This is a genomic window from Arcobacter thermotolerans, assembly GCF_983172305.1.
Genome location: NZ_CFAFZJ010000012.1, coordinates 60,856 through 74,826 on the forward strand (window position 1 = coordinate 60,856; position 13,971 = coordinate 74,826).

Annotated in this window: 14 protein-coding genes; 10 read left to right on the forward strand and 4 right to left on the reverse strand. The window is 26.6% G+C overall.

Annotation, left to right across the window (positions count from 1 at the left end):
- Window positions 1-10 precede the first annotated feature (10 nt).
- From AC5LG6_RS09375 to pglF, 10 genes are all read left to right on the forward strand, one after another.
- Window positions 11-904: a glycosyltransferase gene (locus tag AC5LG6_RS09375; protein ID WP_498586366.1), complete on the forward strand. Its 894-nt coding sequence runs from the start codon at window positions 11-13 to the stop codon at window positions 902-904.
- A complete protein-coding gene (locus AC5LG6_RS09380) occupies window positions 901-2,262 on the forward strand; it encodes an O-antigen ligase family protein (RefSeq protein WP_498586368.1) in 1,362 nt (453 codons plus the stop codon). Before AC5LG6_RS09375 ends, AC5LG6_RS09380 begins: the two co-directional genes overlap by 4 nt.
- The gene (locus tag AC5LG6_RS09385) at window positions 2,259-3,356 is read left to right on the forward strand and encodes a glycosyltransferase family 4 protein (protein ID WP_498586369.1); all 1,098 of its coding nucleotides are present in this window, start codon (window positions 2,259-2,261) and stop codon (window positions 3,354-3,356) included. The genes AC5LG6_RS09380 and AC5LG6_RS09385 overlap by 4 nt, the downstream gene beginning before the upstream one ends.
- Window positions 3,337-4,437, forward strand: coding sequence for a glycosyltransferase (locus tag AC5LG6_RS09390; RefSeq protein ID WP_498586370.1), 1,101 nt, complete (start codon window positions 3,337-3,339; stop codon window positions 4,435-4,437). Before AC5LG6_RS09385 ends, AC5LG6_RS09390 begins: the two co-directional genes overlap by 20 nt.
- The gene (locus AC5LG6_RS09395) at window positions 4,438-5,286 is read left to right on the forward strand and encodes an NAD-dependent epimerase/dehydratase family protein (RefSeq protein ID WP_498586371.1); all 849 of its coding nucleotides are present in this window, start codon (window positions 4,438-4,440) and stop codon (window positions 5,284-5,286) included.
- Between the two features lie 212 nt (window positions 5,287-5,498).
- Window positions 5,499-5,756, forward strand: coding sequence for a type II toxin-antitoxin system prevent-host-death family antitoxin (locus tag AC5LG6_RS09400; RefSeq protein WP_066402160.1), 258 nt, complete (start codon window positions 5,499-5,501; stop codon window positions 5,754-5,756).
- The gene (locus AC5LG6_RS09405; protein WP_081561002.1) at window positions 5,740-6,024 is read left to right on the forward strand and encodes a type II toxin-antitoxin system RelE family toxin; all 285 of its coding nucleotides are present in this window, start codon (window positions 5,740-5,742) and stop codon (window positions 6,022-6,024) included. The genes AC5LG6_RS09400 and AC5LG6_RS09405 overlap by 17 nt, the downstream gene beginning before the upstream one ends.
- Complete coding sequence (locus tag AC5LG6_RS09410; protein ID WP_498586372.1) at window positions 6,021-6,983, forward strand: MraY family glycosyltransferase; 963 nt, start codon at window positions 6,021-6,023, stop codon at window positions 6,981-6,983. Before AC5LG6_RS09405 ends, AC5LG6_RS09410 begins: the two co-directional genes overlap by 4 nt.
- Window positions 6,983-7,573 (forward strand): dTDP-4-dehydrorhamnose 3,5-epimerase, encoded by a 591-nt coding sequence (gene rfbC / locus AC5LG6_RS09415; protein WP_498586373.1) that lies wholly within the window; start codon window positions 6,983-6,985, stop codon window positions 7,571-7,573. The genes AC5LG6_RS09410 and rfbC overlap by 1 nt, the downstream gene beginning before the upstream one ends.
- Before the next feature lie 5 nt (window positions 7,574-7,578).
- Complete coding sequence (gene pglF, locus AC5LG6_RS09420) at window positions 7,579-9,309, forward strand: UDP-N-acetylglucosamine 4,6-dehydratase (configuration-retaining) (protein WP_498586374.1); 1,731 nt, start codon at window positions 7,579-7,581, stop codon at window positions 9,307-9,309.
- A gap of 46 nt (window positions 9,310-9,355) precedes the next feature.
- Here pglF and AC5LG6_RS09425 read toward each other — a convergent pair whose 3' ends face one another.
- The 4 genes from AC5LG6_RS09425 to AC5LG6_RS09440 are packed head-to-tail and all read right to left on the reverse strand — an operon-like array spanning window position 9,356 to window position 13,759.
- Window positions 9,356-10,267 (reverse strand): AEC family transporter, encoded by a 912-nt coding sequence (locus tag AC5LG6_RS09425; protein WP_498586375.1) that lies wholly within the window; start codon window positions 10,265-10,267, stop codon window positions 9,356-9,358.
- A 3-nt stretch (window positions 10,268-10,270) separates the two neighbouring features.
- Window positions 10,271-11,503 carry a glucose-6-phosphate isomerase gene (locus AC5LG6_RS09430; RefSeq protein ID WP_141048696.1) on the reverse strand — a complete coding sequence of 411 codons (1,233 nt, stop codon included), beginning with the start codon at window positions 11,501-11,503 and terminating at the stop codon, window positions 10,271-10,273.
- Window positions 11,503-12,381: a UTP--glucose-1-phosphate uridylyltransferase GalU gene (galU, locus tag AC5LG6_RS09435; protein ID WP_066163964.1), complete on the reverse strand. Its 879-nt coding sequence runs from the start codon at window positions 12,379-12,381 to the stop codon at window positions 11,503-11,505. Before galU ends, AC5LG6_RS09430 begins: the two co-directional genes overlap by 1 nt.
- A 1-nt stretch (window position 12,382) precedes the next feature.
- Window positions 12,383-13,759: a phosphomannomutase/phosphoglucomutase gene (locus AC5LG6_RS09440; protein WP_498586376.1), complete on the reverse strand. Its 1,377-nt coding sequence runs from the start codon at window positions 13,757-13,759 to the stop codon at window positions 12,383-12,385.
- Between the last annotated feature and the right edge of the window lie 212 nt (window positions 13,760-13,971).

The window sequence follows — 13,971 nt, forward strand, 5'->3', positions numbered from 1 at the left end:
GGAGTTATATTTGAATAATAAAGACTATGCATATATAAGTGTGATAATACCTTGTTATAATTCATCCAAAACAATAGAAAGAGCTATAGAATCGGTTATTAATCAAACATTATTACCAAAAGAAATAATTGTTGTAGACGATTGTAGTAATGATAATACTTTAGAACTTTTAAATAATTTTAAAAAAAAGAATTTAAAATTCAATATAGTTATTTTATCTTTAGAAAAAAATGTTGGTGCAGCAAGTGCTAGAAATAGGGCTTGGGATATTGCAAAATATGATTTTATAGCTTTTTTAGATAGTGATGACCTATGGCTTCAGGATAAGCTAGAGATACAAGTAAAATATATGATGAACAATCAAAATATTGTATTGTCTTATGGAGATTATTTATCATTTATAGAAGATGGAAAGATTATAGAGAGCAAGCAACTTTATCCAATCAAAATCAAAGATTTAAAAGAGAGACTTTTGGTATTTAACTTTATAGCCACTCTCACTGTTATGGTAAAAAGCGATGTGCTAAAAGCAACTGGTGGATTTGATACAGAACTTTTTGGTCCAGAAGATTGGGATCTGTGGATAAAGATATCTCAAAAAGGTGATATAGGCTATATCAAGGAAAATCTTGCTATGTATAGAGAACATGAAGGTGGGATATCAAAAAATAAAAAAAGACAACTCGATGAGGAGTATAAAGTACTAAATAGACATGTTTTGCAAAGTAAGAATAAAATTTTAAAAAAATATGCTTTATGGTTTTATAATCTTAAACTTGCAAATTTTTATTTTTCTCAAAGAAATATAAAGTTTTTTATAATTAGCTATTTTAAGATGTTAAAGTTGATTCCTTTTAAGATTGAAAATTTAAGTTATCCTTTGAAAAGAGTTTTTAAGATATGAATACTTTGAGTTTTAGACAAAAGTATCTTGTATTTAATATGAATGAAAAATCTATATTTTCATTTTTGATGTTTATACTTTTTTTCTTTATCTTTTATCAACAAATATTGGTTGTAAATATAGGTGGAAGTTTTAAAATATATGAATTAATAGCTGTAATATTTTTAGGTTTTTATTTATTGGATAAAAAAATAATTTATGGAAAAAATTCATTGGTATTGTTTTTATTTTTTGTAATTTCACCTTTAGTAAGCTTTGTAGTTTATTATATAGGGCTAGATGCAAGTAGTTATTATCAAAGATTTCCAGAGGCGAATGCTCAACTTAGATTTAATATATATTTTATTCCAATATTAATACTAATATACTATATCTTTAACTGGGTAACTATAAACTATATTATTGGATCCAAATGGGTTTTTGAAAATAGATATAAACTTGTTAGAATTTTTATAATGAGTGGTACTTTGGTATCCATATATAGCTTATATGGAATCTTTTTTGTTTATAATTTAGGTTTTCCAGATTTGGTTCCTAGTTTTATAGACTATAGAAACTCAAAACCTACATTTCAAATACGACCAGCAGGTTTTTCTGCTGAACCATCAAACTATATAGTGATGTTATCATGGATAATGCTATTTTTAATGTTCTTGCCAAATCTATTTTCAAGAATGAAGCGGAATTTTTTAATATTTATTAATGGACTAGTGTTAGTTTTAACTTTGAGTAGTGCAATAGTAGCATTTCTTGGAGCAATATTTGTGTATTATATGTTTTTTCAAGGTTATAAAAAGTTCTTAAAGTTCTTTTTTGTATTGATAACTACAATTTTGCTTTTTTATCTATTTATAGGAAATTATGTTGACATGGGATTTGTTCAATATACTTTTTATGAAAAGATAATAGAATTATTTACACTACCAGAAACAATACTAAGCTCAGGACAATTTAGAAGTTATACTTCATGGTTAGGTATTGAAATATTTAAGGAGTACCCATTATTTGGAGTTGGAGGGGGAAATTCATATTACTTTCTTTTTAATTTTGAGAAAAATATACCTATAGAAACATATGGGTTTGAATTAACTCACTCTATAGCACCAATGAATATTTATATAAAGGTTTTAGCTGAATTAGGCATTTTGGGATTTTTATTATTAGTTAGTTTTCTTTTTTATTCACTATATGCATTTTCAAAATTTCATAAACAAAATCCATTTTTTAAAATAGGTTTTATTGGTTTATTAATGACTTGTGGTTTCTTTTTTTCAGTATATCCAGTATATAGTTTATTTTTGTGGATAAATATTGCATTGTGTTTAAATATTCTGTATTTCAGAAAGAGATTGATGTGAATGTAATAATTTTAGAAGATTCATCAAAAGCTGGATTCGGTGGTGGTCAAAAAATTACTTTAGATGTAATAAGTGCATTAAAAGAAAATTATAATGTATATGTTTTTGATACTACAAATCAGTCTTTATTTGCTCAAAAACTAAAAGAACTGCAAATTGAGACAGTGAAGTTAGAAACATATAGTAAAGTTTCTCAATCAATATTTATGAAAATTTTTGAAAAGTTTGTTAATACATTATTGATTGCAAAAAATATTTACATAATCAATAGATTTCTAAAAAATAACAAAACTAAAAATAACAGCCTGATATATGCTACCACAAAAAAAGGTTTATTATTATCTTATATGTTAAAAAAACTTTTTAATATTGATTTTGTATATCACGCACATATGATTGAAGGTACAACTATAAAAAATATGGTTAATTTTTTAACTAAAAAAGCTTACAAGGTTATAAGTGTTTCTTCATTGGTTGCGGAACAATATATCTCTAAAAATGTCGAAATCATATTTAATTCTATAGACCTTTTTGAAGCAAAAAGTAAAAGTATTATAAACAAACAAAATTTTATTATCGCTACAATTTCTTCTTTAAATTATATAAAAGGAATTGAATATTTTGTAGGAAGCTATGAGTTTTTAAAAACTAAAGACATTGTTTATCACATATATGGGGAAGGTCCATTAAAAAGCTTAATAAAGTACAATAAAAATAAAAATCTAAAACTTAAAGGTCATATTTCAAATGTAAAAGAAGTTTTATTAAAAGAGATAGATATTTTAGTTGTACCTACAATTATTCCAGAATCATTTGGAATAGTAATATTAGAGGCATTTTCATGTGGGATACCTGTTATAGCTACAAATATTGGAATGCAAGCAGTTTTAGTAAGTGAGAGTAAAGCTGGGGAATTAGTAAGTATAAAAAACTCAAAAGAAATTGCTATTAAAATAGAGGAGATTTTATCTAATACGGACAAATATGAAGCATATTCTAAAAATGGATTAAGCTATGCAAAACAATTCGACAAAAAAGATTTTGAAAAAAAGATTCTAAAGGTGTTTAAAGACTATGATATTACAAATAAATAAAATGTATGAGCCAGATATAGGCGGAGTTGAAACAGTTGTTAAAGAGTATAGCAATTACTTAAAAAATTATGATGATGTGACGGTCTTATGCGTTAGTAAAAGCTTTTCACTAAAAACTACTATAGAAAACATCAATGGAATAAAAGTCTATAGATGTGCTTCTTTTGGTACTTTTTTGTCTATGCCTATATCTATTGTTTTTTTCTGGTATCTGTTTTTTTTAAGTAGAAAAGCTAAAGCTATACATTTCCATGAACCTTTTCCATTGGGTACAATTGGGAGCTTATTAGTTCCCAAAAATAAAAAAATATTTGTCACTTGGCACAGTGATATTATTAAACAAAAAAGTATAAAAAAGTTTTTTGAATATTTTCAAAAATTGCTTTGTAATAAAGCTACAAAAATAATATCAACTTCAGATAGGCTTATAGAGTTTTCTAATGTATTAAAAGAGTTTAGAAGTAAAGTAGTAACTATTCCATTATCAATTGATAAAGAAGAATACTTAAATAAAAATTTAACTGATATAATAATTGAAAATTTACCTAAAGATTATGTTTTATTTTTAGGACGATTTTCTTACTATAAAGGAATATTTGTTTTATTAGATGCAGTAGAGATGATAGATGAGCATATCCCATTTGTAATAGTTGGAAATGGAGAACTATCAGAAGAAATTAAAGAAAAAGTCAATAAGAGTAAAAGAAATATTTTATTAATCGATAGATTTGTTACAGATGATGAAAAAAAGTATTTATTGAAAAATTCTAAATTTATGGTTTTTCCATCAATATATCCAAGTGAAGCATTTGGTATTTTACAACTAGAATCAATGGTATATGGAAAACCTGTAATTAATACTAGTTTACCAACGGGAGTACCTTGGGTTAGTGTTCATCAGGAAACGGGTTTAACAGTAGATATTAACGATTCTACTCAATTAGCCAAAGCTATTAATGAATTATATGAAAATCAAGAGTTTGTTAATAGATTGGGTGATGGAGCAAGAATAAGAGTAAATACTCTTTTTTCTTCCTGTATCACAAATGAGCAATTACACAATTTATATTTTGGAAATTAAATGAAAATACTAGTTACAGGAAGTAGTGGATATTTAGGAAGTAGTTTTATTGATCAATATAAAAATAAATACAAATTCGAAAAATTTTCATTATTAACTCAAAAACTGGAAAATACTAATTTTAATAGTATTGATATAATTTTACATTGTGCTGCACTTGTACATCAAAAAGTAGAACATCCTTATGAAAAATATCATGAAATAAATGTAGATTATCCAGTAAAACTTGCAAAATTAGCAAAACAAAATGGTGTAAAACAATTTATTTTCATAAGTACTATTGCTGTGTATGGTGAAGAAAAAGAAAAACTAGATGAAAATACTATTTGCAATCCAATCAAACCTTATGGTAAAAGTAAACTAGAAGCAGAAAAAGAGCTTTTGAAATTAAATGATGATAGTTTTATAGTAAGTATCATAAGACCACCCATGATATATGGCAAAAATGCACCTGGGAATATAGATAGTTTGGTAAAATTTGTAAAAAAACTTCCTATCATCCCTCTAGGTAAAATTGAGAATAAAAGAAGTTTCATATCTATAGAAAATCTTTGTTTTATAATAAACGAAATTATAACTCATCAAAAAGCAGGAATATTTTTGGCTTCAGATGATCAACCGTTGAGTACTTCAAGATTGATAGAGTTAATGGCAAAAAATCTTGATAAAAAAGCATACCTAGTAAAAATACCATTTTTTGAAACTTTATTGAAAATTTTAAAACCATCATTTCACAAGCGACTTTATGGAAGTTTGGAAATAGATAACAGTATCACGAAAGAAAAATTAAATCTAAAAAATCCATATAGTGTAGAAGATGGGATAAAGTTAATGATAAATGGTGAATAATTGTATAAATTACTTTACAAATTTTAGTAAATTAAGATAATTGTAAATTAATTTGTACAAGGTAGTGAAATGATAGAGATATCTCACCACCAAAAAAGAGTTCTTGAGCTTCGTGATTGATATTAAGCCATCAAATCATTTAGAACATAATATATATTGACAATAAAGTATGAAAAATAGTACAATAAAAAATACTAAATAAGGAGTGATATATGCAACCAATATTAGCAAACTATACAGCAAGTATAACCGAACTTAAAAAATCACCAACTCAACTACTCAAAGATGCTGGAGATGAAGCAATAGCTATACTCAATCATAATGTAGCTTCTGCTTATTTAGTTCCAGCAAGTTTGTATGAAAAGATGATGGAAGTTATGGATGATTACTACCTAAGCAAAGAGCTTGAGGAAAGACTTAAAGACAATGAAAAACCAATAAGAGTAGAGCTAGATGAGCTACTTTCTTGATTTTCATCCAAAAGCTTTGAAAGAGTGGAAAAATCTTAATCAATCTTTAAAGATACAGTTTCATAAAAAACTAAAAGAACGACTTGAAAATCCAAGGGTGTCAAAAGATAAATTAAGTGGATATGAAAATGTTTATAAAATAAAATTAAGAAGTTCTGGTTTTAGACTTGCTTATGAGGTTAAAGATTTGGAGATAATAGTATATGTTGTAAGTGTTGGTAAGAGAGAAAATAATAAAGTGTATGAAAATTTGAAAGATAGAATATGATATATTTAATACTATTTTTAATCTCATTTTCACTTACATATTTTATAAAAAATTACATGATAAAAAAATCACTTGTTGCTACTGTAAATGAACGAAGTTCTCACACAATACCAACTCCACATGGTGGAGGAATAGCTCTTGCAATCACTTGGTTTATAGGATTATTTTATCTATATTTCATAGGTGAAATATCATCAAATCTTTTTTATGCTTTACTTTTTGGAGCAGTTGTTTCAATAGTTAGTTTTTTTGATGATATTTATGAATTAAGCCCAAAAATAAGACTTATAGCTCAATCTATTGTTGCTATTGGAGGATTATATTTTTTAGGTGGATTTGAGACTTTGACTTTTGGTATTTTTGATATACAAAATCCTATTTTTACAAATATCTTTGCATTTTTTATGATAATTTGGTTTATAAATCTTTATAACTTTTTAGATGGTATAAATGGCTATGCGGGAAGTGAGGCTATTTTTTTAAGTCTTGCAGGATTTATTTTATTTAGTGGAAATCATTTTTTAGTTTTAGCTGTTGCCGTTTTAGGGTTTTTATATTGGAATTGGAATAAGGCTAAGATATTTATGGGAGATGTTGGAAGTACTCTTTTAGGATACAATATTGCAATTTTTACTATATATTATGCAAATGAACAAGCTTCAAATTTTTGGATATGGATTATACTGTTTGGAATTTATTGGTTTGATGCAACTTTGACTTTAATACGCAGAAAACTAAATAAAGAAAAATTATCACAGGCACACAAAAAACATGGATATCAAAGACTGACACAAGCTGGTTGGAGTCACTATAAAGTTACAAATTACTCTATAGGATTAAATATGATTTTATTTTTTATAGTTTATTTTGTATCAAATATTTTTGTGGCTTTTATACTTGCTTTACTAGTTTTAGCTTTAAGTATGAAGTTTGTAGATAATAAGAAAGCATTTGAGTAATGAATTATAAAAGATTAGAGATACCAGATTTAGTACTTTGTGAACCTAAAATTCATGAAGATAATAGAGGATTTGTTTTTGAAGCTTTCAAAAAAGATAGTTTTAATAATTTTTTAGGATTTGAAGTAGATTTTTGCCAAGATAATATCTCTTATAGTAAATATGGAGTTATTAGAGGACTTCATACAAATACTCTTGATTTTGCACAATCAAAACTTGTAAGTGTATTACAAGGAAAAATTTTAGATGTTGCAGTTGATTTCAGAGTTGGAAGTCCAAGCTTTGGCAAAGTCATTTCTTTAGAACTAGATAGTTTTGAAAATAAACAACTTTTCATACCAAGAGGATTTTTACATGGTTTTTCTGTTTTAAGCCAAGATACTATTGTGAATATAAAAATAGATAGATATTTTGCAGCAGGTGAAAGTATTGGTGTAAGATATGATGACAAATATTTAAACATTGATTGGAAAATAAAAAAAGAAGATATGATTTTAGGTGAGGGCGATAAGAACTTAAAAAGTTTTAAAGAGGTAAAATCACCTTTTATGTATGATGATAATTTATATAAAACTATAACTAAGGAATAAATATTATGTTCAGAGACAAAAGATTTTTAGGGGTAATTATAAATATAGTAGTATCTATATTTTCTTTATATTTAGTAGCATTTTTACTAAATAAAGAGCTTAGTTTTACAATTTTAGTTGTAGTTATAGGTTTTAGAATCTTAGCCTCTTTTTTACTTTTTGATGATTATAAACTATCTTGGTCAAAAGCTTCTACAAAAACAGGACTTATGAAAATAGTTTTATCTTTACTTGCTTTTGCTATTTATACACCGATTTTATACTATTTTTACAGTGTACCTTTTAATCTTCTATTTATAGATGTCGTTTTTTATACATTTATGATAAATATTTTAGTTTATATTTATAAATATTTTTATTCAATAAAAGGAAATAAGAAAACAAAATCTCTTGTAATTTATGGAGCAGGAAAAGCAGGACTTCAATTACAAAGAGAGTTTTTAAGCAGTGAATACAAGCTTATTTGTTTTATAGATGATGATGAGATTTTACATCATAGAAGTATAGATGGTATATCTATTTTTTCAAGAGAAAAATATAGTTTAAATTATAAAAACCGATTTGATTTGATGATTATTGCTATGCCATCAGCATCTCAAGAACAAATTAAATCAATATATGAATCTATGCAAGATAAGTTTGAAAAAATAAAAATATTGCCAAGTATGCAAAATATTTTAAAAAAAGAGTTATTTGCAAAACAGTTAAAAGATATTGGAGTTGAAGATTTACTTGCACGTTATCCAAAAGATTTAGATAAAAATGCCATACAAAATTTTATTAAAGATAAGATAGTTTTAATAACAGGTGCAGGTGGAAGTATAGGAAGCGAAATATCAAGACAATGCAAAGCCTATGGAGCAAAACAACTAATATTAGTGGATCATAGTGAGTTTAATCTTTATTCAATTTTAGAGGAATTACAAGATGAAAATATTATTCCTATTATGCAAAGCGTTAAAGATATAGATATTTTAGAGAGTACATTTTCTAAATACAGACCTCAAATTGTAATTCATGCAGCTGCTTACAAGCATGTTCCTTTGGTAGAACACAACATTTTAGAAGGTATTACAAATAATATAATAGGTACAAAAAATACCATAGATTTATCTATAAAATACAAAGTTGAAAAATTTGTTTTAATATCGACAGATAAAGCTGTTCGACCAACAAATGTTATGGGAACTACAAAAAGAGTTTGTGAACTGTACGCTCAAAATGTAGATTCAAAAAATACGGAAATAGTTGCTGTTCGGTTTGGAAATGTTTTGGGAAGTAGTGGAAGTGTAATTCCAAAATTTAAAGCTCAAATAGAAGCTGGTAAAAATATAACTGTAACTCATCCAGATATTACAAGATACTTTATGCTAATTCCAGAAGCTTGTGAACTTGTACTTCAAGCAGCTAGTATTGGAAAGGGTGGAGAGATATTTATCCTTGATATGGGAGAACCAATAAAAATAGTTGATTTGGCTAAAAAAATGATAGAGCTAAGTGGAAGAAGTGAGATTGGAATAGAGTTTTGTGGTTTAAGATGTGGTGAAAAACTATATGAAGAGCTTTTAATAGATGATAGTGATAAGAAAACACAGTATGAATCAATCACAGTTGCTAGTCCAACTTTTTTTGATATAGAAGAATTAAATAAAAAAATAGAAGAGTTGATAGTTTGTGAAGATAAAATATCAAAACTAAAAGAGATAGTTCCAGAATTTGATCATAGATTGAATTAGAAAGTTAAATGGTGAGATATATTTTATATAAAATATATCCAAAAGCTCAATTAAAATATTGTAAGAAAAGTATTAAAAATAGTGCAGCAACTATTGTTTGTACAGTTATTATTGATGTTATTAAAGGTAAATCACCACCCAATTGTCGTGCAAGAATAAATGAACTAGGAGCAGTTGGCATAATAGCAAATAGAACTAATATTGCAATCATTAAATTATCTAGTGAAAAAGAGATTGCTAAAATATAGATTATAAGTGGTAAAACTATAAACTTTGCAATCATAGTGACAGTTAAATCTTTTTTTGCACTTTTTATCTCTTTTAGAACTAATGTATAACCAATAGATATTAACCCCAAAGGAAGAGCTGCACTACTTAATATTTTTAGTAGATTTTCTATACTAATTGGTATTTTTATTTCAGAAAAGTTTATTAAAGCTCCTAAAACACAAGAGATAATCAAAGGATTTTTTACAATAGATTTAAACAAATAGAAAAAATCAATTTTGCTATTGTTTGAGTATAAAGCAAATATTGAAATAGATAAAATATTTAAAAAAGGTATTGCAAAAGTTATAATAATTGCAGCTAATACTAAACCTTTATCCCCAAAAATAGAGGCACTAAGAGCTAAAAATACATAAGTATTAAATCTTATTCCACCTTGAACTATTGAAGTAAAAGAGCTATTTTGAGTAGGACTTATTTTATTAAATATCATTAAAATTATCATAGTGATAAATATTGCAAGAAGGCAAACAGATATAAAAGTTATGCTACTTGAATCAATTTTAGCTTTTGATAGCGTAAAAATCAGTAATGCTGGCATTAATATATAGTATGTTAGTTTATCAGCCATTGGCCAAAAATTATGTGAAGGGAAACTTATTTTTTTAAATAAGTATCCAATCACAATTAGTGAAAAAATAGGAATAAGGCTAGAAAATATATGTTCCATTTTTTAATTTTTGTTTTTTAACATCTCTTTCAATATAATTTTTCCACCTTCAACACCTGGTTGATCATAAGTGTTTATTCTTAGGAATTTTCCTACAATTGAAGTTAAAAGCTCATAGTAAAATAGAAGTTTTCCTATTTCATATTCGCTTATCTCTTCTAACTCTATTAAATCAATAGGGATATCTTTTTTATACTCTTTTACTGATGCTATTGTAGCATCTGCTTGAAGATTTATTAACTCTTTAAAATCAAGATTATTTATATAATCAAGCTCTTCTAATCCACTTAAACTAATAGGAGCAATTTTTGTATCATCTTTAAAATCTTTAATTTTTATAAATGTTACAGTTTTATCTCTTTTACCTTCTACAATTAACTGTAAAAATGAGTGTTGATCAACAGGTCCTAAAAGCCCAATTGGAGTTAAACCTTGATTTGTGTTATTTGCATCAATTTTTCCAAGGCTTTCTCCCCAAAGTTGAATATACCACTTATTAAAACCTTCAAGAAGTTGAGAGTATGAGAAAACAGCATTTATGTTGTAAACATCTTTGTATTCATAGTAAGTTCTAGCTTTTTTTATTAAATGAGTAAAAAGTTCATACTGTTCAAAAAATGAAGTAGATATTTTTCTAGCACCATTTAAAAGCTCATCAATATCAAAACCAGCTAAATATAAAGGCACTAATCCAACATTTGATAAAACAGAAAATCTTCCACCAACATTTTTTGGAATATCAAAAGTTTTTATATCGTTTACTTTTGCAAAACTATTTAGTTTGCTATCGTTTTCTGTTATTACTAAAAGATTTGATTTATCCATTTTTATAATAGAACTTAAGTATTTAAAAATCGAAATAGTTTCAATAGTTGTACCAGATTTTGAAATAACTATAAATAAAGTATCTGCTAAATCAAATTGAGAGATTGTTCCATTTAAGTTTACAGGGTCTGTACTTTCAAAGAAAAAAATCTCTTTTTTTAAAGATTTATTTTTTTGTTTGTGGTATTTTAAGAAATTGTATATTGCATAAGTACCTAAAGTACTTCCACCAATTCCAACTATTGCAATATTTTTTTGTTTAAAATCAAGAGAATCTAACTCTTTTTTTAAGTTTGTTATATCACTATGAGGCAAAGAGTAGTAACCTATCTCTTCACGCTCTTTTTTTATCTCTAAGAAAATATCTTCATCACTTAGAGATACTTTTGGATAATATAGATTGTTTTTCACTATTTTTTCCCGTTATCTTTTTTTTCTTCTTTTTTCTCATTTTTTATAGATTTATCATAAAAGTAGTTTGTAGCTTTTACAAATCCATCTATACTTCCACAGTCAAATCTTTCACCTTTAAATTTATAAGCTAAAACCATACCATTTTTTGCTTGAGTTAAAAGTGCATCAGTAATTTGAATCTCTCCACCTTTACCTGGTTTTGTCTCTCTTATAATATCAAAAATATCTGGAGTTAAAATATATCTTCCAATAATTGCTAAATTTGATGGTGCAACTTCTGGTTCAGGTTTTTCAACCATATCTTTTACCATGAAAATCCCTGGTTCTATCTCATTTCCAGCAATTACTCCATATTTATTTGTATCCTCTTTTGGTATCTCTTCAATAGCAACAATTGAGCAGTTATATTTTTTATATAGTTCAACCATTTGTGATAAAACACCTTTATCTGGTGCATCACATAAGTCATCTGCTAGAAGTACAGCAAATGGTTGATTTCCAATTAAGTTTTCACCACATAATATTGCGTGACCTAAACCTTTCATCTCTATTTGTCTTGTGTATGAAAAAGTACATTTTGTAATAACACTTCTAATCTCTGTTAAATAGTGCTCTTTACTAGTCCCTTTAATTTGGTGTTCAAGTTCATAAGATATATCAAAGTGATCTTCAATAGCTCTTTTCCCTCTTCCTGTTACAATAGACATATTTTCAATACCAGCAGCTAGTGCCTCTTCAACTCCATATTGAATAAGTGGTTTTGTAAGTACTGGTAACATCTCTTTTGGAGTTGCTTTTGTTGCTGGTAAAAATCTTGTACCATATCCAGCAGCTGGGAATAGACATTTTTTGATTGGATTATTTGTATTGTTCATATTATTTTCCTTGTAAATTATTAAATAGATTTATTAATGCATCTTCATATACTTTTGCATTTTCTTGATTATTTGCTTCAAATCTTGTTACTAATTTTGGAGTTGTGTTACTAGCTCGAACTAATCCCCAACCTTTTTCAAAAATAACTCTTACACCATCAACAGTAATTATATCCTTGATTTTTAGAAAATCTGAAGGTGGATTTTGTAAAGCAACTTTTAAATCTTCAATGATTTTAAATTTTGTATCTTCTGTTACAGTTATATTTATTTCAGGTGTTGAGTAAACTTGTGGTAGAGCTTCATACTCTTTATCAAAATCAAAACCAGCATCGATTAACTCTAAAGCTCTAAATGTTGCATAAATTGCATCATCGTATCCAAAATATCTATCATTGAAGAATAGATGCCCTGATACTTCAGCAGCAAAATCAGCATTTGTCTCTTTAATTTTAACTTTTAAATTTGAATGCCCAGTTTTGTACATGATAGCTTTACCATAAGAGTTTATAGTGTCATACATAACTTGCGAACATTTTACTTCACCTATAACTGTTGGGTTTTTCATATGTTTAGAGAAGAATATTGCTAATATATCACCTTTGAAGTTATATTTTTTTGAAAGTAGGGCAATTCTATCTGCATCTCCATCATAAGCAAAACCAAAATCAAACTCACCACTTGCTAACTCTTTTTTAATATCTTCTAAAGTGTGTTCGTCACTTGGATCTGGATGATGATTTGGAAAATTTCCATCTGGTTCTTCAAATAAAATTTTATTTTTAATATTTAATTTTGTTAAAATTTCACCTAAAACAACACCAGCAACGCCATTTCCACAATCAAAAATAAACTTTTTATCTTGAAGTTTTAAATGCTTGAAGCTTTCAACTATGTAATCAATATATCTATTTTTTGAATCAATTTGTATAACAGCTTCGTTATCACTAATATTTGAATTATCTGCTAAAATATCTCTTCCTAAAGAATAAATATCTTCTCCAAAAAATGGCTCTTTATTTAATGTTATTTTAAATCCATTATATTCAGGGGGATTGTGGGAACCTGTAATCATAATAGAACCATCACATCTATATCCATCTATTTCATTAAAATTAGCAAAGTAGTTTGCAGGAGTTGGAACTAATCCCATATCCAAAACTTTTAAACCAGCTTTGTTTATTCCTGAACTTAACCAACCTTTTAAAGTTGGTGAATGAAGTCTTGCATCATAACCAACAGCCAAAAAAGAAGCATTTGGAACTCTTTTTAATAGTGCCTTTGCTAAATAAAAACCAATTTTTTTTACAATATCTTCGTTTAATTCCTTTTGAAATATCCCTCTAATATCATACTCTCTAAAAATAGATGAACTCATTTATATTACAACTCCTATTGTATAATTAAAAAATTGTGGAATTTTATCTTAAAATCGTTAAATAATTGTATAAAACCGAAAAAAACTACAAATTCCCAAATTTAAGCCAAGATTAATAAAAACCCCTTGACAAAACAAAAAAAAGGCACTATAATTCCCGTCCAATTTGACCAGCAGGTTAAAATTAGAGTTCTTTAAAATATGTATGAAGT